The following is a 25,109-nucleotide window of genomic DNA, read 5'->3' on the forward strand; positions in this document are numbered from 1 at the left end:
AAGGAAGTCCATGGTCGAGCACACCGGCGGAGAGTTCGTTCGGGAGATGATGCGGTGGCACTTCAGTCCGGAGACCGGGTCGTCGTTCTGGCTGAAACGGGCCGAGAGCCTCGACTTCGATCCGCTGACCGATGTCCGGGACTTCGACGATCTCAGCCTGTTCCCCAACGTGGTGGACGAGCTGCGCGATGTCGGCGTCCGTGACCTGATTCCCCGTGGCTACGGAGACGACCACGGGGCCGCCGTCTACGAGAGCGGCGGCACCACGGGGCAACCCAAGCGGGTGCCGTACAGCGCGGAATGGCATCGCAGCAGCGTCGAATGGTTCAGTGATCGACTGGACTCCCACGGCGTACCCCGACACGTCGACTGGCTCAGTGCCGTCCCCACCGGGCCGCACAACGTCGGAGCGATGGCGGCGGACACCGCGCTGATCCGGGGCGGGCTGAACTTCAGCATCGACCTGGACCCGCGGTGGGTGAAGAAGCTGATCGCGGACGGCCGTTCGGACGTGGCCGAGGCCTACACCGATCACCTCATCGAACAGGTCGGCCACATTCTGGAGTCCCAGGACGTGGGCGTCCTCTTCGCCACCCCGCCGCTGCTGGAGCGCCTGTCACAGCACGACGATCTGGTCGAGTTGGTGAACCGGAAGGTCCGCGCGATCGTCTGGGGTGGTACGCATCTGGACGCCGACACCCGTGACCTGCTGCGCGACGAGGTGTTCGCGAACGCCACACTGGTCGGCGGGTACGGAGGCACGATGATGCTGGGAACGTCGGTGGAGCGACCCGGACTCGGACACGACGAGCCGTGCGTGTTCGACTCCTTCGCGCCGTACACCACGTTCCGGGTGATCGACCCCGACACGGGCCGGCCCGTTCCGTTCGGCGAGCGCGGGCAGATAGTCGTGCACCACCTGAGCCGAAGTGCCCTGCTGGTCAACAACATCGAGCGGGACTTCGCGACGCGGATCGCCCCGCTGGACGGCGGCTTCGCGGACGCGGTCGCAGACGTCACACCGGTGGCGTCCTTCGGCAGCAAGACGGTGGTCGAGGGCGTGTACTGATGTTGTCCCTGGACGTTCTCGGCCCCGGCGGCCCCTACCGGTCCCGGCGTCAGGAGAGCATTCGAGACCTTGCCGGGAACCAGGTCGCGACACTGAGTCTGGCGCCTTCGCTCTACGTCACCCGTGCGATCAAGGCCCTGCGCCGAGCACCGGTGCTACCCGTCGACACCCGCATCGAGGCGTTCGCACGGGCGGGCCGGGCCTTCGCCACGCAGACGATCGGGGGACTGACGCCGCAGGAGTATCAGCACACCGTCAGCACGGTCACCGGGATACCGATCACGGTGGTGCGCCATGCCACCGACGAGATCGCGCGGGCCGCGGAGCGGATCCACCTCGGCGTCGAGAACGCGCGGCCGGCCGGGGCGCTCACCTCGTGGCGCGATCCGCGGGCCCGGGACGGAGCGGCCCTGTGGACGCGCCGCGGCTCGGTGTTCGCCGTCCATGCGGCGGGCAATCACCCCGCGGTGCACCAGGGTTGGTTCGATGCCCTCGCACTCGGCTATCGCGTCGCCGTGCGTCCCTCCCGGCGCGAGCCGTTCACCCCGCACCGGTTGATCACTGCCCTGCGCGAGGCCGGTTTCGGCGACGAGGGAATCGTGCTGCTGCCCACCGACCACACCGTGGCCGACGACATCCTGCGACACGCCGACTACGGGATGGTGTACGGCGGAGCGGATGTGGTGGGCAAGTACGCGGGCGATCCACGCGTTCTGCCCCAGGGCCCGGGGCGTTCCAAGGTTCTCATCACCGCCGAAGCCGACTGGGAGCCGATCGTCGACACCATCGTGGAGTCGATCAGCGCCGGCGGGGGCGTCGGTTGCGTCAATGCCACCGGCGTGCTGGTCGAGGGAGACCCCTCGCCCGTGGCCGCGGCGATCGCCGAACGCCTCGCCGCCCTGCCCAGCCTGCCCGCGACGGACCCACGCGCAGTCCTGCCCGTACAGCCCCTCGGTCCCGCCCGCCGGTGGGACGCGTATCTGCGGCAGCGGGCGGCGGGCACCAAGGCGTGGCTGGGCGGTGACGGCATCGTCGACGACCTCGGCGACGGTTCCGCCGTGCTCCGGCCGGCGGTGCACCAGCTCGACAGCCCGTTCGCCGAACAGCTCGGGCTGGAGCTGGGCTTCCCCTGCGCGTGGATCGCGCCCTGGGACCGCGATGCCGGGATCCGGCCGCTGCGCGACACCCTCGTCCTCACCGCCGTCACCACCGACGAGAACTTGATCGACGATCTGATGGCCGAGCCGAGCATCGCCAACGTCTACGTCGGCGACCACCCGACGCCGTGGATGGAGCACGGACTGCCGCACGACGGCTACCTCGCCGAATTCCTCATGCGCACCAAGACGATTCGACGCTGACCGACGAGGGGCCGGGCCGAGCACGGCCCCTCGTCGCCGAGGTCAGTGGTGGTCCTCCAAGTGCGAGGTGTCGTTGAGGAACCGCACCGAGCCGCTCCCGTCCCCGTCGTGGGCCACGGCCGACAGCGAGGCCGCCGACAGCTCCATCCGGAACAGTGACGCGGCCGGCGCGCCCAGCGCCAGCCGAAGCAGCGTCCGCAACACCCCGACGTGCGAGACGACCAGCACCGTCTGCCCCGGGTACCGTGCCAGGAGCCGGTCCCGCGCGAGCGCGGAGCGGCGCGCGACCGCGCTGAACGTCTCCCCGGTTCCGCCCGGCGCCACATCCGGGGAGGCGCGCCACGCCGCCAGGTCGTCGGGGTGGCGCTCGCGCACCTCGGCGAACGTAAGTCCTTCCCATGCGCCGAAGTCCGCTTCGACGAGTCCTTCGTCGACCTGGACCTCCAGGCCCAGGTGGCGTCCCGCCGCCTCGGCCGTCTGCTGGGCCCGGCGCAGCGGTGAGGACACCACCGCCCGCACCCCACCGCGTTCCGCGAGCCTCCGGGCGGCGGCCTCCGCCTGCCGCAGCCCGGTCTCGGACAACGCCGGATCCGAGCCGCCGCTGCCGGATATTCGCCCCTGCGGTGTCAACGCCGTTTCACCATGACGTAGCAGCACGAGGGTGGTTGAGCCGGGCCGGGCGGCGGGCGCGTCCGCGCCGGCCGCTCCACGACCAGGTACCGAGTCGATGCGCATCGGACGACCCCTTTCGATCACGGCGCCCGTCGTGGGCGGCAACGGTGGCGGAGCGTGCAGGTCAGCGCAGCGCGGCGATGACGGGCGCGAAGTTCTCCATGTTGTATTCCATGATCGTGAAGTAGGTGAACCCGTAGCGTTCACGGCGTTCCTTGATCTGCTGAGCCATGTCCGCGGGAGTTCCGACCAACACGCTGGGCACCTCCTCGGGACTGTGCGCGGCGTCGGTCGGCAGCGGCTCGAACCTGTCGGGCACCGAGGCGCGTTCGGAGGGCGGAATCACCTGCTGCACCAGGAGGTTCAGCTCCACGGCGTCGGCGCGGTCACCGAGCAGGCCGCGCACGTAGCCGATCCGTTCCTCCATCTGCGCGATTCCCGCCAGCTGGAGCGCGTCACCGGTGGTGTTGGCCCACCCTCCGGGGAAGGCGATGATGTCGGCGTGAGCGGCGGCCACGCGCAGCAGCCGGTTGCCCCAGCCCGCGACGAGCAGGGGCGGCCCGGACGGTTGGGCCGGGCGTGGTTCGTATTCGGCGTCGTTGAACAGACGACGCAACGTGGTGATGGTCCGCTCCAGTTGTTCGACGCGACTCCCGCCGCTGGGGAACGGAATCTCCGCGGTGTCGAACTCGGCCTTCACATAGCCTGCGCCGAGACCGAGTTCCATACGGCCGTCGATGAATTGGTCGGTGCTCGCGACATCCCGCGCGAGAAGAGCGGCGTTGTAGAAGGGCGTGTTCAACACGAACGTCGTCAGCCGTACTCTTTCGGTCGCTTCGGCCGCGAGCACCATTGCTGGAAACGGGGCGGGGAATCCCAGATGGTCGGCCACTCCGACCACGTCGAAACCGAGTTGCTCGGCCCGGCGGCACTTCGCGCGCCACTCGTGTCGTGAACCGGGGACGAACATGTTGACGCCGAAGCGTAAGGGGAGTTGGGGAGACATTATGCCTGTGTATCACACGTTGTTTCTCCCGTCACCCTTTCGGGGGGCGGAATGATCTCAATCAGTTGTCCATTGAACTCTTCTCGCCAACCTCTCGCGTACGGTGCGTCACCGCGTGCGGGAGTTGGGGTGCGGGCGCCGTCGTCGAGCAAGTGGTGGGTGGCCAGGTGGCCGATGCCGATAACCGCGCTTCGGCATTGGCCGGTCGCGCCGGAATCCCGTCGCCGGAAGGTTGGCGTCGTTGGCCGGTATGCGTCATGGCTGAGAGGCGCAGCTCTAGACTTCAAGGTCAACGGTTCGTAAAGCCGGGTACTGCGCGGGGGATCCCCCGCATCCGACGATGGGGTGGCACGTGCTTCTGAAAACATTCGGCTGGTCGTTCGCGGTGACCGCGCTCGGTCTGGCCGTGGCGGTGTTGTACGGGGGTTGGGCCGGCTTCGGGGTCGTGGCGATCCTGTCCATCCTCGAGATCTCGGTTTCCTTCGACAACGCCGTGGTCAACGCCGGGATCCTGAAGAAGATGAATGCCTTCTGGCAGAAGATCTTCCTCACCGTCGGCATCCTGGTCGCGGTCTTCGGCATGCGCTTGGTCTTCCCGGTCGTGATCGTCGCCGTCAGCGCCCGGATCGGTCCGATCGAGGCGGTGCGGCTCGCGCTCGACGACAAGGACACCTACCAGCAACTCGTGACCGACGCCCACCCGGCGATCGCCGCCTTCGGTGGCATCTTCCTGTTGATGATCTTCCTCGACTTCATCTTCGAGGACCGGGACATCAAGTGGCTCGGTTGGCTGGAGCGCCCCCTCGCCAAGCTCGGCAAGATCGACATGCTCTCCGTCTGCATCGCGCTCATCGCGCTGCTCGTCTCCGCGACGACCTTCGCCACCATGGCCCACCAACACGGCGGCCTTCATGCGGACAAGGCGGAGACCGTCCTGATCGCCGGCACCGCGGGCCTGATCACCTACCTGATCGTCGGCGGCCTCTCCGGCTACTTCGAGAACAAGCTCGAGGAAGAGGAGGAGCGGGAGCACGAGGCCGAGGAAGAGGCCAGGAGGAGCGGCAGGAATGTTCCGGCGGTCGTGATGGCCGGCAAGGCCGCGTTCTTCATGTTCCTCTACCTGGAGGTCCTGGACGCGTCCTTCTCCTTCGACGGCGTCATCGCCGCCTTCGCGATCACCAACGACATCGTCCTGATGTCGCTCGGCCTCGGTATCGGCGCGATGTACGTCCGCTCGCTCACGGTCTACCTGGTCCGCCAGGGCACCCTCGACGACTACGTCTACCTGGAGCACGGCGCCCACTACGCGATCGGCGCCCTCGCCGTGATCCTGCTCGTCACCATCAGGTACGAGATCCCCGAGGTCATCACGGGCCTCGTCGGCGTCGTGCTGATCGCCTGGTCCTTCTTCTCCTCGGTCCGGCGCAACCGCGCACTGGCGGCGGACCCGGGAACCAACGCCGGGCCCCGGGAGAAGGCCGACGTCTCCTCCGGCGTCTAGTCCGTCCCTCCGGGCCCGCGCCGGTCGCAGCCCCCGGTGCGGTGGAACGTCCGCCGCGATGCGGGATCGTCCGGTACCCGGCCCACCGGCCTGCGGAATCCCGCAGGCCGGTGGAGCCGCGGCATACCGGGCGTGGTGACCCTTGTGCCCTCGCGGGTTCAGGCCGCGGCGGTGAGCTTCTCGAACTCCTCGTCGTCGAGGCGCACCAGCGCGGCGTTGGTGTTCTCCTCCAGATGGGCGGTACTGGACGTGCCGGGAATCGGGAGGATCACCGGGGAGCGGCGCAACAGCCAGGCGAGGGCGAGCTGCGCGGGGCTCGCGCGGTGCAGCCGGGACATCGCGTCCAGCGGGCCGCCGGGGCGGGCGAGTTCGCCCGTGGCGATCGGGAACCAGGGGATGAAGGCGATGTTCTCGGCCTCGGCGTACTTGAGCACGTCGTCGGCCGATCGGTTCGACAGGTTGTAGAGGTTCTGCACGGAGACGATGTCGGCGTACGTGCGGGCCTCCGTCAGTTCATCGACCGTCACCTCGGACAGCCCGAGGTGACGGAGCTTGCCCTCCTGCTGCAACTGGGTCAACGCGCCGAGCTGCTCGGCCAGCGGGACGTCGGGGTCGATCCGGTGCAGCTGGTACAGATCGATGCGTTCGAGTCCGAGGCGTCGCAGGCTCAACTCGACCGTTTGGCGCAGATGTTCGGGTCGACCGTTGGGGCGCCAGTCGTCCGGACCCGGACGCGTCACGCCGCCCTTGGTGGCGATGACCAGGTCATCGGTGTAGGGGTGCAGAGCCTTGCGGATCAGCTGCTCGTTGACGAACGGGCCGTAGGCGTCGGCCGTGTCGATTAAGGTCACGCCCAGCTCGACGGCCCGGCGCAGGACCCGGACGGCCCCGTCCGGATCGCTGGGTTCGCCCCAGACGCCCGGACCGGTCAGTTGCATGGCGCCGTATCCGAGACGGTTCACCGGCAGATCGCCACCCAGGGCGAAGGTGCCGGAGGCGTCGGCCGGACGTGTGGGGGACTGCGTGCTCACAATCAATCCTTGATGGTCGCGTTGCGAAAGGGACGCTGGTCGCAGGAGTCCCACGCGGGTGCGGTCCCCCGGCAACCTCACCGAGCATGCCCCATCACTCAGGCATCGGAAAGAGCACCGGGAGCCGCTTGGAGCTCGAACGGCGAGCAGTGGGTACGTACTTGACGTGTGGTCGGCGGCTGTTCGACGGTGTGCGAGGGCACGGACACCACGACGCGGGAACCGCGCTCGGGGGTACTCCGGCTCAGCTCGGCACCTGGACGACGTTGGGGAGACGTATGCACCAGCCTGACCTGCCGAACGGCTCCGTGATGAAGAAGAACCCTGACGACGAGAACGAGGTCCGTCCGACCGGCGACCACCAGGACGCGCAGTCCAATCGCATCACACCCGTGGCCCGGTTCGAGCCGCAGGTGGCCCTCGCGGTGGTCAGCACGCTGGCGTCCCTGGTCCGGCGGGGGCACGCCCTGGAGGCCGCGCGCCCCCCGCGCCCCGGTGAACTCCAGCGAGCGCAGCTCTTCGAGGAAGGGCACGTCTATCTGCTCGAGCCGCCGTTCGAGGGCTACTTCGCGGACCGGTACTTGATGGACTTCTACGATGTCCGCAGCCGCGACCTCTGCTCGCGGATGCACATCCACACGGGTCTGCGGTTCGTGAGGATGATGACCGGCCCCCGGACGGTCATCCGAGTGTCGAGCTTCTCGCCCATGGCCGTCGGACCGTCGGTCGGATGGACCGGCGAGGACCTGCACACCTTCGCGGACGACTTCTCCGGAACCGATGACGAGCCGCCGCGGACCCGGTACAACACCGTGGTCCCGGAGAACTCCTGGGTCGACATGCAGATACCCAGAGGCGTCTCCCACCAGTTCAACGCCGATGGCCCGCACGCCGTCATCGACTCGGTGCACCCCGAGGAGTCCATAGAGACCCTCCGCGAATCCATGTCGGGCTACCGCATGATGGCCCAGACGATCTTCCTCGCCGAGCAGCGGAGCGCCGGGGAGACGTGTCTGCGGGACGGGCGGGAGTGACCGCCCCCGGGATCTCCCCGACCCTGCGGACCGCCATCGCATCACTGACACCGGGGGACCGCTGCCTCGTGTCCATCCCGTCGAGTGAGGCACTCGCCGAGGTCATCAGACTCGGCTGGGCGTCCGGCGCGGCTCTCGCCCTGATCAAACCCGAGGTCGGCGAGGCCGATCTGCTGGACATCATCGACCGGTACGATCCTTCGCTGCTGGTCCGGGAGGACGGCGCGGCCGGGGCCACGGCCGTGTTCAGGAGCGCCGCCGCCCCGCACCCGAGGCCGGTGACGGACGGATCCGTCACCGTGTTCACCTCGGGCACCACCGCGCGGCCCAAGGGGGTCGTGCTCCCGCGGGCCGCCGTGATGGGCAACGCCCTCAAAACGGCCCGCGTCCACGGCTTCGGCTCGGGGCGCCCCCACGGCACCTGCCTGGAGCTCTTTCACGTCAACGCGCTCATGATGTCCCTGCTGGGTACACATCTCACCGGCGAAGCGCTCACCCTCGACTTCAGCGGAAGCCCGTCCGCCTACTTCTCCCGCCTCGAAGCCGCGGGCGCCCGTACCGCTTCGACCAATCCCCGGGTCCTGCGGAGGTTGGTCGACGAAGCGCCACCTTGGCCGAAGGGGCTGGAGTACGTGATCACCGCGGCCGGCCCGTGCGGAAGAAATCTGGCCACCGACTTCTACGAGCTCTACGGGCCACGGCTGCGCCAGGGGTACGGGATGTCGGAGGCCGTGAACTTCAGCTTCATGATGCCGTTCGTCCAGGACCGGCCGCGCTTCGCGTCGCTGTACCTGGCGCGGCGCCCACCGATCGGACACCCCGTGGAGGACACCCACTACATGATCGACGGCGGAGAACTGCTGATCCGCACCCCCGACCTGATGGACGGATACCTTCAGGACGAGCACGCGGGGTCCGTGACCGGAGGCTGGTTGCACACCGGTGACTTCGCCGAGGTACGGGACGGCATGGTGGTCCTCCTGGGCAGGGTGAGCGAGGCGATCGACGTGCCGGGCCTGCCCCGCCCACCAGGAGCGATCGAGGACCGGCTCGATCTGGCGGTCGACGCGGGCGACCACGCGGTCGTCCGGATCCCGGGCCGTCCCGGCGTCGCGGTCTTCACCTCACGTCCGCTGCGCACCGGCCTGCTCCCCGACATCACCGGGAGACCGGGACTGCCGGTGTTCCTCGTCTGTGCCGACGAGCTCATGCTGAGCGGCTCGGGCAAGGTGCGGCGATCGAGGATGTCGGACAGGGCGGAGGCGATCCTGGACTCGGTCGAGCGGGCGATCGGCGTACCGGACGCGGTCACGCGCCGGGAACTCGTGCCGGAGGCCCTCCTCGGCCGGGGCGTCGACTCCCCGGACGCGGCGGCCGGACGTCCCCTCGTCGCCGGCCTCGGATGCGGGTGCCACGTCCAGCGGAAACCGTCCGTGACCACCATCGAGTACGGGGCGGGCTGCCCGGACCCCGAGCGGCACCTCCCCGAGACGGCTGTGGACACGGAGTGGCTGGTCCTGCTCGCCGCGGGCGGGCGGGGTGGACCGGCGGACCGTCGCCGCTTCCACCCGGGGAGCGCGGGCGACGGTGGTCATCAGCTCCACCGGTACGCGCGGACCGCCTCGGGATGGTCCGCGGTCGCTTTGAGGCGCGGGAGGTGAGTCCGCGCGCGCACGCGCTGATCGTCGACAGGTCCCGTGCCAAGTCGTGGCGCCAGGACGACGGTTCGTCGTTCCTCACCCGGCACGGCATCGCGACGGTCGTGGTGTCGGACCGACCGGGCGCCCACTACGCGGGGCTCCCGTCCGACACCCGCCTGCACCTCGTCGAGTCGCTCGACCACGGCTCGATCCGGCGCGTGGCCGAGGAGTACGCGCCCGATCTCATCGGCCTGAGCACCTGCTCCGAGCTGTTCGTGGAGGACGTCGCCTCCGTGCGCGCGGCCCTGGGCGTCCCAGGACCACAACCCGGGTACACGGCCCGGTTGCGCGACAAGTGGCTGATGAAGGAGACGGCGGCGCGGGCGGGCATCGCGACCGCGTGGGGAGTGCTCGCGGCCGACGCCGCCCGCGCACTGGCGTCCCGCCCGGACGTCGCACGGCTGTTCCTGAAGCCCCGTGGCCTCTCCGGGTCCCGGGGAGCGAGGGAGCTCCGGGGCGCCGAGGCCGTCACGGCCGCGCTGGACGGCATCTCCCGGCATCCGACGGACTTCCTCGTGGAGGAGTTCGTCGACGGAGACCTCCACCACATCGACGGGTACGTGTCGGGCGGCGAGCTCACCTTCACGCTGTCGCGCTACGAACGGCCCACGCACCGCGCGGGCGGGACCGTTCCGCTGTCGTCCCACACGATCGACGACCCGGTCCTGTCGGGCCGGGCCGCGACATTCGTCCGGCGCGTCCTGGCGGCGTGGGACGTGTCGCACGACGTCTTCCACTGCGAGGCGTTCCTCGTGGACGGGGCCTTCGTCTTCTGCGAGATGGCCGGCCGACCGGGCGGCGCGGGCGTGCCGGGGGTGTTCGACCTGCTGCGGGGCAGGGACCTGCGCTTCACGAAGACCGCGCTGGATCTCGGGCTACCCGCGCAGGCGGCGCCCAGCCGGCTCCGGCGCCGGTCGCCGGCGGGTGGCTGGACCGTCTTCTACGTACCCCGGACCAGGCGGCGGGGCGCCGTGAGCGCCGACGGCGGCGGGCTTTCCGAGCACGTCTGGTCGGACGTGCGCGGCGCGGCCGAACCCTCCGTCGCCGGCCACGCGGGGGTCGGCATCGCCACCTACGTCTTCGAAGGGCGCACGACCACCGAGGTGCGCCGGCGGATCGCGCGCTACGAGTCGCGCTGGTCCCTTGCGCCGGCCGCGGGACCGGAAGCCTGATGGGGGCGGAGGGGAACACCGGGGACGGCTACGGCTGGCTGCTCGACGAGGTCGCCGTCATCGCCGCGGCGCACCGTGAGGAGAGCGAGCTGGGGGCCGCGGCGTTCGTCACCCACGCCCTGCTCTCCCCCCTTCCGCGCGGCGCGCCCGCGGCGGCGCGCCTGCGGCGCTGGATCCAGGGGTGCGCACCGGAGCCGGGGAGCGTCTTCCGTGAGTCCCTCGGCGACATCTCGGGGGCCGCCTCGTTCGAACGCCGTCTGGTCCTCCACGAAGGGTTCCGCGTGGATCCCGCCCGGGAGGCCGCCGCGGACATCGAACGTCTGCGAGGCGTGCTGGGGCCGCGGCTGCGCGCCAACTCGGCCGAGCTGTGGCTGCGTTGGGGAGCGAAGGCCGCCTTTCGGCAGCGCTGCGGGGAGTTGCTGGGGGCGGCGGCCCTGCCACCGGGCGCGACCTACGCGGTCGACTCCGCCGTCGGCCTGGCCTCCCTCGCCGAGCGCATCGGCACCTGCGCCCAGCCGCGCGTCGTGAAGTTCCCGGGCACCGGGGGCACCGGCAACGTCGTGCTCCGGGGCGGCGAGGAATTCCGGCCGGCCCTGTTCGACCGCCCGGCCGACGAGTCGGACGCGACCTCGACGGACGGTCCGGTGGACGTGGTGGTCGAGACCTGGCTGCCGTGGCGGGTGAGCGTCTCGGTCTCGTACCTCATCGTTCCCGAGGTGGGCTGCGTGTTCCTCGCCGCGTGCGAGCAGGTCGTCGACCGGTCGCGGGCCACGTTCGTCGGCTCCAGCAGCGGCGTTCGGCTGTCCGCCGCCGATCTTGACGCCGTCAGGTCCTACGCGGAACCACTGTTCGCGGTCATGGCCGAGGACGGATACGTCGGCGTGGCGGCCGTGGACCTGATCATCGGCACCGGCTGGACCGGGAGCGGCCTGGAACTGCCGTCGGGCTCGCGGGTCTGCTTCGTCGAGTGCAATCCGCGGATGAACCGGCACAACCGAGTGGGGCTGCTGGTCGAGCGCTTGGCCCGCACCTGGGGCGTCTCCGCGGCCCGACTGTCCTGGCGTTTGGCGGACCGCCCCGGATGGGCGCCGTCGCAAGACGGGCCCCCGGAGTCCGCCCGCCCCTGCGACCGTCCGCCGCGGCCGGGCGGGACCACGACGATCGATCTGCTCGACACGGCCCGGACGATGCGCCTGACCATCGGGCTGGGCGATACGCGGGGGAGCCGCGGTGCAGAGTAGGCGCCGGCTCGCCCTGTTCCTCTTCGTCGTCCCGACCGGGCACCACGAGGCGTCCTGGCGTCTGCCGCACAGCCCCGCGGAGCGCATGTACGACCTCGACTACTACATCGACCTGGCGCGGGCCGCGGATCTGGCCGGCATCGACGCCGTCTTCTTCGCCGACGCGCCGGCCCTTCGCACCCGCGTCGAGCACAACACCGGCGGCAGCGTCCTCGAACCGTTCACGCTGCTCGCGGCTCTGGCGTCCGCCACGAGCACGCTGGGACTGATCGGCACCGCGTCCACCACCTACGCCGAGCCGTACAACGTGGCCCGTCTGGTCTCCTCGCTCGACCACCTGTCGCGGGGACGCGCGGGCTGGAACGTCGTGACCACGGCGTTCGCGGGCGCGGCGGCCAACTTCGGCACGACGGCGCACCCCGACCGCCCGACGCGCTACGCGCGCGCCGAGGAGTTCCTCCAGGTGGTGAAGGGACTGTGGGACTCATGGGCACCGGACGCCATACGCTGCGACCGCGCCACCGGCGTCTACGCGGACCGGTCGCTGGTTCGGCCCATCGACCACGACGGCGAGGACTTCCACGTCGCCGGGCCGTTCCAGTCCGCCAGGTCTCCGCAGGGCCACCCCCTCATCGTGCAGGCCGGGGCCTCGGAGCCGGGTCGCGCCTTCGCGGCACGACACGCGGACGTGGTCTTCTCCGTGCAGCGGGACAGGGACCGCGCGGCGCGCTTTCGCACCGGACTGCGCGCCGCGGCCGCCGCCGCGGGCCGAGGCCCCGAGGCCCTGCTCTCGCTGCCCGGCATCAGCGTCCATGTCGCGTCGACGTCGGCCGAGGCCCGCAGCAAGCAGCGGGAACTCGACGAGCTGGTGATCCCCGAGCACGGGATCGATCAGATCAGGGCCGTCACCGGTGTCGACCTGTCCGGCCTGGGACTGGACGAGGTCATCGACCACGCCGCGCTCAGGGAGAGACACGGCCCCACGGGGATGACGCGGGCGGACGAGATCCTGGCGATGGTCGAGGACGGACCCTGCACGGTGCGCGGTCTGGTCAGGCGCGTCGCCGGGGCCCGGACCCACCGGGTCGTGGTGGGTCCGCCCGAGGTCGTCGCGGACACCATGGAGACCTGGTTCCGCTCGGGCGCGTGCGACGGCTTCAACCTGCTGCCGCCCACGCTGCCCGGAGGCTTCCACGACTTCGTCGAGTTCGTCCTGCCCGAGCTGGCCCGCCGCGGGATCTGGCACCGGTCCCAGGGGATGCTCCGGGAGCGTCTGGGGCTGCCGTTGGTCAGGTGAGGACGGCCGGCGCGACGACGACGTCCCTGGGATGGACGCCGGGACTGCCGAGCAGCCGTCGCAGGGCGGCGCCCGAGGTTTCGTCGTGGACGCGGACCAGGGCCTCCCGGGCGACGTCGAAGTACCAGACGTGAAAGTGGTCGAGCAGCCAATCGTGTTCGTCGGCGGTCAGGCGGACGGCTTCGACCATGACCTTGGCGTGCCGCAGGGTGCGCAGTCGTGCGAGCCCGTCGCGCAGCACCCGCGCCTCCAGCCCCTCGATGTCGAGCTTCACGGCCACCCGCATTCCCGGCGTCACCTCCAGTAGGTCCAACACCTCGTCCAGGCGCACCGTTTCGACGGTCGTCGTGGTCCACACGTGCGGCCGGTCCGCCACCCACTCCTGGCACAGCGTCGAGTTGCCCCACCAGGTCAGGTCCTCGTGGAAGACGGCCTCGCCGCCCAGGTCACTGACGGCCACCTGCTGGAGGTGGACGCCGGGCAGGGATTCGGCCAGCGTGCGGCGAAGGTAGGGCACCACCCGCTCGTTGGGCTCCACGGCCATGACCCTCGCGTCGGGCGGTGGTTCGGCCGCGAGGAGCATCTCGCCGTAGTTGGCTCCCACGTCGACGACCGCGTCCCACCTGTCGTCGGTCATGACGGCCCGCCACAACGCGCCCGCGACGGGATGCAGTACGCCTCCCGCCCGGGCGATGGCCGCTCCTCTCGCGTCCCGGGCGTCGATGTACATGCGCTTGCCGTTGATGACGACGTGCTCAGCCGGTGCGGGCAGCCGGTCCACAGGCGGTCACTCCCGTTCGCGAAGGTCGAGCGCGTCGGTGCGGAACACGGTCGGGTCCGTGACGTCGAAAGAAGCCGCACGGAACCCGACGTGGCTGCGCCGACCGCTCAGAAGAAGCCGAGCTTCTTCGGGGAGTACGACACCAGGAGGTTCTTCGTCTGCTGGTAGTGCTCCAGCATCATCTTGTGGGTCTCGCGGCCGATGCCGGACTGCTTGTAGCCGCCGAAGGCGGCGTGGGCCGGGTAGGCGTGGTAGCAGTTCGTCCAGACGCGGCCGGCCTGGATCGCGCGGCCCGCGCGGTAGGCCGTGTTGACGTCACGGGTCCACACGCCCGCGCCCAACCCGTAGGCGGTGTCGTTGGCGATGCGGACGGCGTCGTCGAAGTCCTGGAACGAGGTCACGGACACCACCGGTCCGAAGATCTCCTCTTGGAAGATCCGCATCCGGTTGTCGCCCTCGAAGATCGTCGGCTGGACGTAGAAGCCGCCCGCCAGCTCACCCTCCAGCTCCTGCTTGCGCCCGCCGGTCAACAGCTTGGCGCCCTCCCGCTCGCCGATCTCCACGTACGCGAGGACCTTCTTCAACTGCTCCTCGGAGGCCTGCGCCCCGATCATCGTGTCCGTGTCCAACGGGTGACCCGGCACGATCAGTTCGGTCCGGGCGACCGCCGCCTCCAGGAAGTCCCCGTACCGGCCGCGCTCGATCAGCGCGCGCGACGGGCTCGTACACACCTCGCCCTGGTTCAGCGCGAACATGGTGAAGCCCTCAAGGGCCTTGTCGCGCAGGTCGTCGTCCGTCGTCCAGATGTCGTCGAAGAACAGGTTGGGGCTCTTCCCGCCGAGTTCCAGGGTCACCGGAGTGAGGTGTTCCGCCGCGTACTGCATGATCAGCCGGCCGGTGGAGGTCTCCCCGGTGAAGGCCACCTTCGCGACGCGCGGGCTCGACGCGAGGGGTTTGCCGGCCTCCTCGCCGAAACCGTTGACGATGTTCACCACGCCCGGCGGCAACAGGTCCGCCACCAGGCTCAGCCAGTAGTGCACCGACACCGGGGTCTGCTCGGCCGGCTTGAGGACCACCGCGTTGCCCGCCGCGAGCGCCGGAGCGAGCTTCCACACCGCCATCAGGATCGGGAAGTTCCACGGAATGATCTGGCCGACCACCCCCAGCGGCTCGTGGAAGTGGTACGCCACCGTGTCGTCGTCGAGCTGGCTGAGCGCGCCCTCCTGGGCGCGCAGCGCGCCCGCGAAGTAGCGGAACTGGTCGATGGCCAGCGGCAGGTCCGCGGCGAGGGTCTCCCGGACCGGCTTGCCGTTCTCCCAGGTCTCCGCGACCGCCAGCGCCTCCAGGTTCTGCTCCATCCGCTCCGCTATCCGCAGCAGAACGTTGGACCGGTCGCCGGCCGAGGTCCGCCCCCATCCGGGCGCCGCCGCGTGGGCCGCGTCCAGGGCGCGCTCGACGTCCTCGGCCGTGCCCCGCGCGACCTCGGTGAACGGCAGCCCGGTGATGGGGGAGGGGTTGTCGAAGTACCGGCCGCGGGCGGGCTCGACGTACTCGCCGCCGATGAAGTGGTCGTAGCGCGCCGCGTACGACATCAGCGCGCCTTCGGTACCGGGCGCAGCGAAACGGGCCATCGAGGACCTCCCCTTGCCGGGCGCCGGCCGCCGTCGGACAGCGCTCGGTGAGGAGGCTAGGACCGGGCAGGTTGCGGGTACGTTGCACGCCCGCCGGGTCCCGGCGCGGACCCGTGCTCGGGTCCGGTTCCGAGTTCCGCGTCCAGGGTGCGTACGCGGGCCAGCGCGGCCGGCCGGCCCTCCGGCGGCAGGGCTTCGGCCAGAGCCCGCCACACCGCCGGGTCGTCCGCGCCCCACGGGGCGCACACCCAGTCCGTGAGCAGCCCCCGGTCCGCCCGGGCGATCACCGCCGCCCGCGCCTGGTCCTCGATGCGTCGGCGCAACCGGACGATGCCCGGCGCCGTCGACGCGGGCAGCAGCGGTCCCGCGTACCGGGCGAGGGCGGCCGACACCGCGCCCGCCGCCAAGTGCCGCACCACCGCCGTCGAATCGGCCTCCAGCGGGGCGGCCGTCCGGTAGGGCCGGGACAGCAGGTGCTCCGCCCCCAGCAGCGCCCGCAGCCGCGACATCTCCGCCCGCAGGGTCACCGCCGAGACGGACTCGTCCTCGTACAGGGCGTACGCCAGTTCCTCGCCGGAAAGGCCCTCGGGATGGTGTGCCAGCAGCGTGACGATCTCGCTGTGCCGCCGCCCCAGTACGATCCGCCGTTCCCCGAGCACCAGTTGCGCCTCGTCGCGGCCCAGCGCGCTCAGGCCGGCGCGGCCGGCCGCCGCCGGTCGCGGCGCGAGCAGCGCCAACTGGGACTCCGCCGCGCGCGCCACCGCCTGGACGAAGGCCAACGAATGGGGGTGGGCCAGCCCGTCCCCGCCGGTGATGTCGACCGCGCCGAGCACCCGGCCGGTGCCCGGGTCACGCACCGGCGCCGCCGCGCACGTCCACGGGTGGACCCGCCGGCTGAAGTGCTCCGCCCCGAAGACCTGGACGGGCCGACCGACGGCCACCGCCGTACCCGGCGCGTTGGTTCCCATCGCCGACTCCGCCCAGCGCGCGCCCGGGACGAAACCCAGCCCCTCGGCCCGCCGCAGCGTGGCCGGCTCGCCCTCCACCCACAGCAGCCCGCCCCGCGCGTCGCACACCGCCAGCAGGTGCGCCCCGTGCGCCGCGAACGCCCCGACGAGGTCCCGGAACAGCGGCATCACCCGGGCCAGCGGATGCTGCTCGCGGTAGGCCCCCAGCTCCGCCTCCGCCAGCTCCAGCCGGGGCGCGCACTCAGGACTGAGCCGGGCCCGGGCGCACCGCCGCCAGGACTTCGCGATCACCGACCGGACCGGGGCCTCGACCCGGCCGTCCTCGGTGAACGCGGCGTGCGCCCGTCGCAGCACGCGGGTGCGCTCGGCGGGATCCGTCCCGCCCGGCAACGCCAACGACGGATCGCCCATGTCGCCCTCCCGAGGACCGTGGCGCCGCGGTACGCGGAGCGCCCCCATCGTCGTGCGGGACCCCGGCCCCGACAAGCGCCACGTCGGCCACTCCGCGCCGAAACTCCCCGAGCCGCTTCCCCCGGGCTGCGTTCCCGCGCCGCTTCCCCGCGCCGCCTTCCGGGCCCCGGCCGGCCCGCGCGCCGCTCAGGCCGGGCCGTCGGCCCCTTCGGACTCCGCTTCCAGACAGGCCAGCGCCGACGCCGGATCCGGGGCGGACGGGCCGGCGAGGCTCCAGCGGCTCCCTTCGCGGCGCAGCGGCCACCAGCGGCCGTCCCGGCCCAGGCGCAGCTGATGTCGGGCGCCCGGCGCCGTCCAGCGGGCGCGCACCCGGCGCAGCTCCGGAGCGTCCTCGTCCGGCCAGGCCGCCGCCAGGGCGGAGCGGGCCCGGGCGAGGGCCGCCCGGTCCGGCGACCAGTCGTCCTCCAGCGCCGCCAGGGCCGGCGCCCCGCCGAAGCCCCAGGCCCGTACGGCCAGCTCCATGGTCGGCTGGTCACGGCCGGAAGCTGCCGCCAAGCGGTAACGGAGCCGGAATTGGCGGGCCTCGGCGGTGAGTCGTACGGCGTCCTGCTCGGCCGTCGGCGGGGCCGGCGCCGGCTGTTCGAGGCCGTCCGCGGCCAGCGCCCGCCCGAGCAGCCGGTGTGCCTCGGACGCGGCCGCCTGCGCGAGGAACTCCACGGCGTCCACGTCCAGCCCGTCCGGCCGGGCCGCGGTGTCCAGCGTCGGCGGCTGACCCGGAGCGGCCGGCAGCGCCGGCGGCGCGGGCAGCGGCCGCAGCAGCGCCCGGCCCGCGAACACCTCCGCCGCCGGGATGCCGATGACACCGGGCGAGGCATCCGGTTCCGGTTGTGCTCCGGCGGCGCTGCGGTCCTCCAGCTGGATCAACAGGTCCCGTTCCGGGCGCCCGCGCAACAGCAGCAGCAGGAACGGGTCCTGGTCCAGCAGCCGCGCCATCCGGTAGCAGAGCGCCGCCGTGTGCGGACAGTGGTCCCACTCGCCGCAGTCGCAACGCGGGTCGAGTTCGCCGATGCCGGGCAGCAGGTCGACCCCGGCCGCCGCCGCGTCCTCGGCCAGCTCCGGCGGCACCTCACGCTCCAACAGGGCCGCGATGTGACCCGACTCCGCGACCGCCAGAGCCAGCAGCCGGTCCCATTGCGCTTCGGTGAACTCCTGGACCAGTACGTCCGTCCGGTGCGCCGTTCCGTCCGGGTCGCGGACCACCGCCGTCAGCCCGCCCGGGCGCACCGACACGGCGCCGACCGCGCCGGTGCGCGCGTACCGGCGGCCCTGCCTGACCTGCTCACCGTCGAGCGCGCCGCCCTCCAGGGCCCGCAGCCAGGCATGACCCCACCAAGTGGTGGCGAAAGTCCGGCCGGCGTGCGGCGGCAGTGCGGGGAAGGTCTCCTCGTACGGGTCCTGCGCGCTGCTCATCGGTTGCTCCCCGGGGCCGGGCGCAGTGCCACCAGCTCGGCCAGCTCGGCGTCGGTCAGTTCGGTCAGGGCGGATTCGCCGGAGCCGAGGACGGCGTCGGCGAGGGCTCGTTTGGCTTCGAGGAGTTCGGCGATGCGGTCCTCGACGGTGCCCTCGGCGATGATCCGGTGGACCTGGACGGGTTGGGTCTGGCCGATGCGGTGGGCGCGGTCGGTGGCCTGTTCCTCGACGGCCGGGTTCCACCAGCGGTCGAAGTGCACGACGTGCCCGGCACGGGTCAGGTTGAGGCCGGTGCCGGCCGCCTTCAACGACAGCAGGAACACGGGCACTTCCCCGGACTGGAAACGGTCGACGAGCTCCTCACGGCGCGGGACGGGCGTCCCCCCGTGCAGCAGCTCGGAGGCGATCCCGCGCGACGCCAGGTGGCGCTCCAGGATCCGGGCCATGGCCACGTACTGGGTGAACACCAGCACCGAGCCGCCCTCGGCGAGGATCGTGTCGAGGAGTTCGTCCAGCAGCTCCAGTTTCCCGGAGCGGGCCGGGTCCCGCGGGCCGGCCGGGCCGGGAGCGGGTTCCTTCAGGTACTGCGCGGGATGGTTGCAGATCTGCTTGAGGGAGGTCAGCAGTTTGACGACCAGTCCACGGCGTTCCATCCCGTCGGCGGCAGCGATCGCGGCGAGGGTCTCGCGCACGACCGCCTCGTACAGCCCGGCCTGTTCGCGGGTCAGGGACACCGGGTGGTCGGTCTCCGTCTTCGGCGGCAGCTCGGGCGCGATGCCCGGGTCGGACTTCTTGCGCCGCAGCAGGAACGGCCGCACCAGCGCGGCCAACCGGGCCGCGGCCTGCGGGTCGCGGCCGCTCTCGACGGGCTCGGCCCAGCGGGTGCGGAAGGTGCCGAGCCGGCCGAGGAGGCCGGGGGTGGTCCAGTCGAGCAGGGCCCACAGCTCGGACAGGTCGTTCTCCACCGGGGTGCCCGTGAGCGCGACGCGGGCCGGCGCCGGGATGGTGCGCAGCGCCTTGGCGGTGGAGGAACGGGGGTTCTTGACGTGCTGGGCCTCGTCGGCGACGACCATGCCCCAGTGCCTGGAGGCGAGTTCGGCCGCGTCCAGGCGCATGGTGGCGTACGTGGTGAGGACGAAGCCGCCGTCGAGGCCGTCGAGGCTGCGGCTGCCGCCGTGGAAACGGCGTACGGGCGTGCCCGGCGCGAACCTCTCGATCTCGCGCTGCCAGTTGCCGAGGAGCGAGGCCGGGCAGACGACGAGGGTCGGCTCGGGGCGGTCCCGGTGCAGGTGCAGCGCGATGAGCGTGACCGTCTTGCCCAGGCCCATGTCGTCGGCCAGACACCCGCCGAGGCCGAGCGAGGTCATCAGGTCCAGCCAGGCCAACCCCCGCAACTGGTAGTCCCGCAGGGTCGCCTCGAGCCCCTTCGGCGCCGGAGGGAGGGCGGCCCGCGCGGGATCTGCGGTGAGCCGGGACCGCAGCTCGGCGAGGGCTCCCGCGGCCGTCACCTCGACCCGTTCGCCGTCGATCTCGGTCGATCCGGTGAGTACGGCGGCCAGCGCGTCGGCGGCGGAGACGGTGATGGGCCGTTCGACCCGGGCGCGGGCCCGGCGCACCGCGGCCGGGTCGACGAGGACCCACTGGTCGCGCAGCCGGACCAGGGGGCGGTTCGCCTCGGCCAGTCGGTCGAGTTCGGCCGGGGTCAGGTCCTGCGTCCGACCGTCGAGGGAGTGGCGCCAGTCGAAGGAGAGCAGGGCGCCGGTGGAGAGCAGGCCCGCAGGCGCGGGAGCGGCGGCGCGTGCGGCGGGGGAGTCGATGACGGCCCGGGAGGTGAGGGTGCGGGCGAGGCCGCGCGGCCAGTGCACCTGGACGCCGTCGGCCGCGAGGGCCGCGGCGGCGCCGCCGAGCAGCTCCGCGACGTCCTCGTCGGCGAGGTCGACCGCGTCCGGTACGGCGGCCCCGAGCAGCGGGGTCAGCGCGGGCCAGAGCCGGGCCGCGCGGCGCAGCGCGCGCAGGGCGTCGAGCCGGGCGCGGGGCGGGAAGACGCCCGGTGCGGGGCCCGAAGACGCGCCGGCGGTGCTTCCCGTGGAGGCCCAGACGTCGGCGGCGTCGGCGACGAGGCCGGCGTCGGCGAGGCTGTGCAACTGGAGCACGGCGCGCAGGGCGGGCGGAGTGTCGGGGGCGTCGGTGGGGTGGGCGTCGAGGCGGTCGCCGGGGTTGTCGCCCCGGCCGTCGCCGCGGCCGTCGAACGGGCCGCCGTACGGGCCGTCGTCCGGAGCGCGGAATTCGACGCGCAGGGAGATCCGTACCCCCGCATCGTGACCCGCGGCCACCTCGTCCGCCCACGCGCGCAGCGCGGGCAGCGGCCGGGCGGGTCCGGCGGGCGCCGCGAAGGCGGGGCCGCCGGTGGCGGCGGTGGCGGCGGGGGACCGGGGCAGGGTGTCGGCGACCGCGTCGAGGAAGGCCCGCAGCAGCGGCTCGGGGGCGGGCAGTCGGGGCGGCCCGTCGACGTCCAGGGGGACGCAATGGGCCTCCGGCGGCATGGCGGCCGCCAGCTCCCGTACCGCTTCGAGGTCGGCGGCCTCCAACGGACCGGTCCGCCAGGCGTCGTACCCGGCGGGGCTCAGCCCGGGCAGCAGCAACCCGCGGGCGGCGAACCCGAGGGCGAGCAGCGACGCCGCGCCCCAGAACGCCGCCGGGGCGCTCGCCCCGGGGGAGGTCCGGGCCCGGGTGAGCAGCGGCAGGGCGGCGTCCAGGGGCAGCACGAGGGCCCGGACGGCGGTCGGTCGCAGCTCCGGGGTGACCACGGTGAGTTCCTCGACGACGCCGCCCGGGGCCCCGGGGCCCGCGGGGAGGGCGCCGGCTCCGGTGCGCGCGGTGGTTCCCGTACCGGGGGCACCGCCTGCGGCGGGCGGGGCGCTCTCGGCCGGCCAGAAGGCGACGCGGCCGTTGCGCGGCGGGTCCGCGGGCAGGAAGACGGCGGAGCGGCGGATGAGGCCGGAGATCTCGGAGAGCACGCATTCCTCAAACTTGACTACCGGGTACGGGGCGGCCGAGAGTACCTCATGCGCCGGCCGCGACGGCGTCCGCGACGCGGTGACCCGGATCACGCCGGAACGACAAGGATGCCGCGCGGGGGAACGCACGGTCGGGGCGGAGCGTTGAGAGGGCAGTAGCCGACGCAGGAGGAGGTGTCCGTAGATGTCGAGGAGCGGAAAGGTCGCGGTTGCCGCAGTCGCGGCAGCGATCGTGTTGTTCTGGGCGTTCGGGGTCTGGGGTCTGGTGGCCCTGGTCGCGGTCCCGGCCGTCGCGTACCTCCTGCTGGACCCTTCCCAGCGTCGTCGTCTGCGGGGCACATCAAGGAAGCAGCTCGGCCGCTGAGGGCCGCACGGGGGACGTACTTCATGAACACCGCACACATCACGGCCGTCAGCAGCAACGGCGTGTACTCGTTCACCAAGCCGAACCGGGAGAGCATCACGCTGCTCGCCGGTCTCGGCGTGGAGGGGGACGTGCACGCCGGGGTCACGGTCAAGCACCGCTCCCGCGTGGCGCAGGACCCGACCCGGCCGAACCTCCGACAGGTGCACCTCATCCATCGCGAGCTGTTCGACGAACTGGCCGACCGGGGCTTCGACGTCGCGCCGGGCCAACTCGGGGAGAACGTGACCACGGAGGGCATCGACCTGCTGGCGCTGCCGACCGGAACGCTGCTGGGCCTCGGCGAGGAGGCGGTCGTGGAGGTGACGGGTCTGCGCAACCCGTGCCTGCAGATCGACAACTTCCGCAGCGGGCTGCTCAAGCAGGTCGTCGGCCGGGACGAGGCGGGCCGTCTGATCCGCAAGGCCGGAATCATGGGCGTGGTCCGCCGGGGCGGCGCGATCCACCCCGGTGACGCGATCACGGTCACCCTGCCGGCGCTCCCGCACGTCCCGCTCGAACGGGTCTGATTCCTCGGTCGCCCTGCGCGGATCCGCGCCCACCCGGGCGCGGCCACCCGGGCCGGGCCGTTGGTAGTCCTCGACGAGGGCTGTGGCCCGGCGCGGCTGCCGGTTTCCGCCGCGCGGGCCGAACTCCCGCGTCACTTTCACCGCCGATCCCGACCGTGGCGCCGGGGATCCCTCGTTCAGGCGGGCCGCACCGCCATCCGGTCCAGGGCCGCCAACAGTTCCCGCAGGGCGAACTCCCCCTCGCGGGGAACAGCCAGCACCTCGCCCGGCTCGTCGTCCAGCAGGACGAACGCCGAGTCGTCGGTCCGGGCCACCAGCGACCAGCCGGGGCCGTCGGCCCGTACGGTCCGCGCGCCCTCGGCGGCGAAGGACGAGCGCACCCGGCCCGCGGGAGGCGCCGCGCGGGTGTACTCCGTCGCCTCCCGCAGGGCGCGCGCCAGTCCGGGATGCGCGGCAGCCGCCGCGCCGCCGTCGGTCGCGACGCGCTCGCGCCAGTCCGCCCACTCCCGGGCGATCTGGTCGGCGCCCATCCGCCGCTGCACGGGCCCCCACGCGTCCGCCGAAGGCGGGGTCAACGGCACCCGGCCGGTGCCGTCCGCCCCCTGCTCCGGATCGTGCGGCTCCGCGACGCCCGGCGCCGACACCGTCAGCTCCAGCGGCCAACCCGCCAGCGACACCACGATCGTCCGCTCGTCGGGCGACAGGTCGTACTCCATCCCGCAGTCCCAGGAGGCGATGGCGGCGGCCACGAGCGAGACGTCGTCCACGACGACCGTCCAGCGCGCCCCCTCCTCGTCCTGCCCGAGCACCAGCCCGTACCCGTCCGTGACCGGCCGTACGCCCAGCAGGGCGCAGGCCTCCGGGAAGTCGTCGCCCAGGACGGCCGGGAACTGCGTGGGGGTCAGCAGCACGGCGGTCAGCACGTACAGCGAGCCCCCGTCCTCCTCGTCGGACACGTGGCCTCCCGATCGCTCTCTCGTCGGCGCACCTTAACCAGCGGGTAACACGCACGTCGAGAGCAGAAGGATGCCGATTTCCCAGCCCGCCGCCTCTACGTCCGGTTGGGCACCCGTCACGGAAAGGGATATGGGTGCGGCGTCACGACCGGCTGAGGGCGATCCTCCGGCTGGGGCCTTCCACCGCGCGACCCCGCGCCCCGCCGGCCGACCGGGGTCGCCGGGGCTCAGGCGCGGCGCTCGGCCAGGACCAGGAAGCGGTGGTCCTCGTCGGCGTAGCGGGTCATGTGCCAGCCCGAACCGGACAGCAGCGGGCCGAGGTTGTGCTCGGCCCGCAGGTCGTCGGGGGTCAGCGCCCGACCGTGGCGCGCGGCGAGCGCGGCGCGGCCGATCGGGTGGAAGAGCGCGAGCCGGCCGCCGGGGCGGACCACGCGGGCGAGCTCGCGCAGATCGGCCTCCGGGTCGGGCAGGTGGGCGATCAGCCCGGCCGCGAACACCGCGTCCAGGGCGCCGTCCCGCAGGGGCAGCAGGGCCACGTCGGCCCGCAGGAGCGTACCCGCGACCCCGCGCCCGGCCTCCTGCGCGGCGGCGAGCATCTCCTCGGTGAGATCGGCTCCGAGCACCGTCCCGGCGGGCCCCACGGCCTCGCGCAACGGGGGCAGGGCCCGGCCGGTCCCGCAGCCCGCGTCGAGCACCCGGTCCCCGGTCCGCAGCCCGCACTCGGCCACGGCGTCCGCGAAGGCGGGGCCGTCCTCGGGGAACTTCCGGTCCCAGGCGCCGGCGCGCGGCCCGAAGAACTCCTGCACGTGCGTGTGGTCTCGGCTCATGGGCCCATGATCCCGCACGGCGGTGTGCCCATGGCGTCCCGGCCGGTGCCCTCCGTACCTCCGTGATGTCCGTGGTGTACGCCGTGCCTGCGCTGCGTGCGCAAGGTGGCACGTGGTGTGATCGGAGACGAACGTAGCTCTGTCATATTCCAGCAGTTCCAGCGGCTTTCGAAATGCTCCCCTTGTTCGTGCCCTCACCCGGACTAGCGTCCCGTGGCCATGGGACACCTGGACCACGCCGCCTATGGCTGGCTGACACCCGTACTGTCGTACGTGATGGCATCGATCGGCGCCGCCCTCGGGCTGCGCTGCACCGTCCGTGCGCTCGCCGCGACGGGTGCCTCCCGCCGCAACTGGCTGCTCACCGCGGCCTCGGCCATCGGCACCGGCATCTGGACGATGCACTTCGTCGCGATGCTCGGCTTCCACGTCACCGGCACCGAGATCCGCTACGACGTGCCGCTGACCATCCTCAGCCTCCTCGTCGCCGTGCTCGTCGTCGGCGCCGGGGTCTTCGCCGTCGGCTACGGCGGGAACCGCGGCAGGGCCCTCGTACTCGGCGGCCTGACCACCGGCCTCGGCGTCGCGAGCATGCACTACCTCGGGATGGCGGCGCTGCGCCTGCACGGACAGGTCGGCTACCGGCCGCTGACCGTCGGGCTCTCCGTCGCCATTGCCGTGATCGCCGCGACCGCCGCGCTCTGGGCGGCGCTCAACATCAAATCGCCGGTTGCCGTGGCCGGAGCCTCGCTGGTCATGGGCGCCGCCGTGAGCAGCATGCACTACACGGGGATGGCCGCCGTCGCCGTCCGCGTCGCGCCCTCGGACGCGGCCCTCTCCGGCGCCACGGCCATGCAGTTCATCTTCCCCCTCGCGGTGGGCCTGGGCTCCTACCTCTTCATCACCGCCGCCTTCGTGGCGCTCTCCCCGACCGCCGACGAGCGCGCCGCCTCGGCCTCCGCCCGCAACCTCGGTGAGGCCGCGCTCCCCGCCCGCTGACCTCTCCCCGACCCGATCGCAGTCCCCCGGAC

The 25,109-nt window shown here is 72.4% G+C and carries 21 protein-coding genes; 11 read left to right on the forward strand and 10 right to left on the reverse strand.

Annotation, left to right across the window (positions count from 1 at the left end; genetic code table 11):
- The first annotated feature begins 10 nt into the window (after positions 1–10).
- Positions 11–1,069 carry an AMP-binding protein gene (locus tag ACFY0I_RS08225; RefSeq protein WP_388891869.1) on the forward strand — a complete coding sequence of 353 codons (1,059 nt, stop codon included), beginning with the start codon at positions 11–13 and terminating at the stop codon, positions 1,067–1,069.
- Positions 1,069–2,430 (forward strand): aldehyde dehydrogenase family protein, encoded by a 1,362-nt coding sequence (locus ACFY0I_RS08230; RefSeq protein WP_388891871.1) that lies wholly within the window; start codon positions 1,069–1,071, stop codon positions 2,428–2,430. The genes ACFY0I_RS08225 and ACFY0I_RS08230 overlap by 1 nt, the downstream gene beginning before the upstream one ends.
- A 42-nt stretch (positions 2,431–2,472) precedes the next feature.
- Here ACFY0I_RS08230 and ACFY0I_RS08235 read toward each other — a convergent pair whose 3' ends face one another.
- Together ACFY0I_RS08235 and ACFY0I_RS08240 are read right to left on the reverse strand one after the other, a co-directional pair.
- Positions 2,473–3,165, reverse strand: coding sequence for a histidine phosphatase family protein (locus ACFY0I_RS08235; RefSeq protein WP_388891874.1), 693 nt, complete (start codon positions 3,163–3,165; stop codon positions 2,473–2,475).
- 61 nt (positions 3,166–3,226) lie between these two features.
- A complete protein-coding gene (locus ACFY0I_RS08240; RefSeq protein ID WP_388891877.1) occupies positions 3,227–4,108 on the reverse strand; it encodes an LLM class F420-dependent oxidoreductase in 882 nt (293 codons plus the stop codon).
- A 352-nt stretch (positions 4,109–4,460) separates the two neighbouring features.
- Here ACFY0I_RS08240 and ACFY0I_RS08245 point away from each other — a divergent pair, with 352 nt between their 5' ends.
- Positions 4,461–5,609, forward strand: coding sequence for a DUF475 domain-containing protein (locus ACFY0I_RS08245; protein ID WP_388891879.1), 1,149 nt, complete (start codon positions 4,461–4,463; stop codon positions 5,607–5,609).
- A gap of 158 nt (positions 5,610–5,767) precedes the next feature.
- On the opposite strand, the gene ACFY0I_RS08250 is transcribed toward ACFY0I_RS08245, so the two are convergent.
- Positions 5,768–6,640, reverse strand: a complete 873-nt coding sequence (locus tag ACFY0I_RS08250; protein ID WP_388891882.1) for an aldo/keto reductase — start codon at positions 6,638–6,640, stop codon at positions 5,768–5,770.
- A gap of 278 nt (positions 6,641–6,918) precedes the next feature.
- Between ACFY0I_RS08250 and ACFY0I_RS08255 the strand changes: the two genes are divergently transcribed.
- The 5 genes from ACFY0I_RS08255 to ACFY0I_RS08275 all read left to right on the forward strand — a co-directional run bounded on the left by ACFY0I_RS08255 (position 6,919) and on the right by ACFY0I_RS08275 (position 13,084).
- Positions 6,919–7,674, forward strand: a complete 756-nt coding sequence (locus ACFY0I_RS08255) for a hypothetical protein (RefSeq protein WP_388891885.1) — start codon at positions 6,919–6,921, stop codon at positions 7,672–7,674.
- Between the two features lie 68 nt (positions 7,675–7,742).
- A complete protein-coding gene (locus ACFY0I_RS08260; RefSeq protein WP_388891888.1) occupies positions 7,743–9,335 on the forward strand; it encodes an AMP-binding protein in 1,593 nt (530 codons plus the stop codon).
- Positions 9,332–10,546 carry an acetyl-CoA carboxylase biotin carboxylase subunit family protein gene (locus tag ACFY0I_RS08265; RefSeq protein ID WP_388891891.1) on the forward strand — a complete coding sequence of 405 codons (1,215 nt, stop codon included), beginning with the start codon at positions 9,332–9,334 and terminating at the stop codon, positions 10,544–10,546. Before ACFY0I_RS08260 ends, ACFY0I_RS08265 begins: the two co-directional genes overlap by 4 nt.
- Positions 10,546–11,787, forward strand: a complete 1,242-nt coding sequence (locus tag ACFY0I_RS08270) for a hypothetical protein (RefSeq protein ID WP_388891894.1) — start codon at positions 10,546–10,548, stop codon at positions 11,785–11,787. Before ACFY0I_RS08265 ends, ACFY0I_RS08270 begins: the two co-directional genes overlap by 1 nt.
- Positions 11,777–13,084 (forward strand): NtaA/DmoA family FMN-dependent monooxygenase, encoded by a 1,308-nt coding sequence (locus ACFY0I_RS08275; protein ID WP_388891896.1) that lies wholly within the window; start codon positions 11,777–11,779, stop codon positions 13,082–13,084. The genes ACFY0I_RS08270 and ACFY0I_RS08275 overlap by 11 nt, the downstream gene beginning before the upstream one ends.
- Here ACFY0I_RS08275 and ACFY0I_RS08280 read toward each other — a convergent pair.
- The 5 genes from ACFY0I_RS08280 to ACFY0I_RS08300 all read right to left on the reverse strand — a co-directional run bounded on the left by ACFY0I_RS08280 (position 13,077) and on the right by ACFY0I_RS08300 (position 21,362).
- Positions 13,077–13,865: an FkbM family methyltransferase gene (locus ACFY0I_RS08280; protein WP_388891897.1), complete on the reverse strand. Its 789-nt coding sequence runs from the start codon at positions 13,863–13,865 to the stop codon at positions 13,077–13,079. The genes ACFY0I_RS08275 and ACFY0I_RS08280 overlap by 8 nt on opposite strands.
- Positions 13,866–13,972: 107 nt before the next feature.
- On the reverse strand, positions 13,973–15,496 hold the full coding sequence (locus tag ACFY0I_RS08285) for an aldehyde dehydrogenase family protein (protein ID WP_388891900.1): 1,524 nt from the start codon (positions 15,494–15,496) through the stop codon (positions 13,973–13,975).
- A gap of 56 nt (positions 15,497–15,552) precedes the next feature.
- Complete coding sequence (locus tag ACFY0I_RS08290; protein ID WP_388891903.1) at positions 15,553–16,875, reverse strand: GAF domain-containing protein; 1,323 nt, start codon at positions 16,873–16,875, stop codon at positions 15,553–15,555.
- 186 nt (positions 16,876–17,061) lie between these two features.
- Positions 17,062–18,345 (reverse strand): SWF or SNF family helicase, encoded by a 1,284-nt coding sequence (locus ACFY0I_RS08295; RefSeq protein WP_388891906.1) that lies wholly within the window; start codon positions 18,343–18,345, stop codon positions 17,062–17,064.
- Positions 18,342–21,362, reverse strand: coding sequence for a DEAD/DEAH box helicase (locus ACFY0I_RS08300; RefSeq protein WP_388891909.1), 3,021 nt, complete (start codon positions 21,360–21,362; stop codon positions 18,342–18,344). The genes ACFY0I_RS08295 and ACFY0I_RS08300 overlap by 4 nt, the downstream gene beginning before the upstream one ends.
- A 184-nt stretch (positions 21,363–21,546) precedes the next feature.
- On the opposite strand from ACFY0I_RS08300, the gene ACFY0I_RS08305 reads away from it, so the two are divergent.
- Both ACFY0I_RS08305 and ACFY0I_RS08310 read left to right on the forward strand, forming a co-directional pair.
- Positions 21,547–21,726, forward strand: a complete 180-nt coding sequence (locus ACFY0I_RS08305) for a hypothetical protein (RefSeq protein ID WP_388891911.1) — start codon at positions 21,547–21,549, stop codon at positions 21,724–21,726.
- A gap of 23 nt (positions 21,727–21,749) precedes the next feature.
- Positions 21,750–22,295: an MOSC domain-containing protein gene (locus ACFY0I_RS08310; RefSeq protein ID WP_388891914.1), complete on the forward strand. Its 546-nt coding sequence runs from the start codon at positions 21,750–21,752 to the stop codon at positions 22,293–22,295.
- A 176-nt stretch (positions 22,296–22,471) separates the two neighbouring features.
- Here ACFY0I_RS08310 and ACFY0I_RS08315 read toward each other — a convergent pair whose 3' ends face one another.
- Positions 22,472–23,251: a hypothetical protein gene (locus ACFY0I_RS08315; protein WP_388891917.1), complete on the reverse strand. Its 780-nt coding sequence runs from the start codon at positions 23,249–23,251 to the stop codon at positions 22,472–22,474.
- Between the two features lie 227 nt (positions 23,252–23,478).
- Positions 23,479–24,078: a class I SAM-dependent methyltransferase gene (locus tag ACFY0I_RS08320; protein ID WP_388891919.1), complete on the reverse strand. Its 600-nt coding sequence runs from the start codon at positions 24,076–24,078 to the stop codon at positions 23,479–23,481.
- 219 nt (positions 24,079–24,297) lie between these two features.
- Here ACFY0I_RS08320 and ACFY0I_RS08325 point away from each other — a divergent pair, with 219 nt between their 5' ends.
- A complete protein-coding gene (locus ACFY0I_RS08325; protein ID WP_388891921.1) occupies positions 24,298–25,077 on the forward strand; it encodes an MHYT domain-containing protein in 780 nt (259 codons plus the stop codon).
- The last annotated feature ends 32 nt before the right edge of the window (positions 25,078–25,109 follow it).

It is taken from the genome of Streptomyces sp. NPDC001568 (genome assembly GCF_042893755.1).
Taxonomy (GTDB): Bacteria; Actinomycetota; Actinomycetes; order Streptomycetales; family Streptomycetaceae; genus Streptomyces.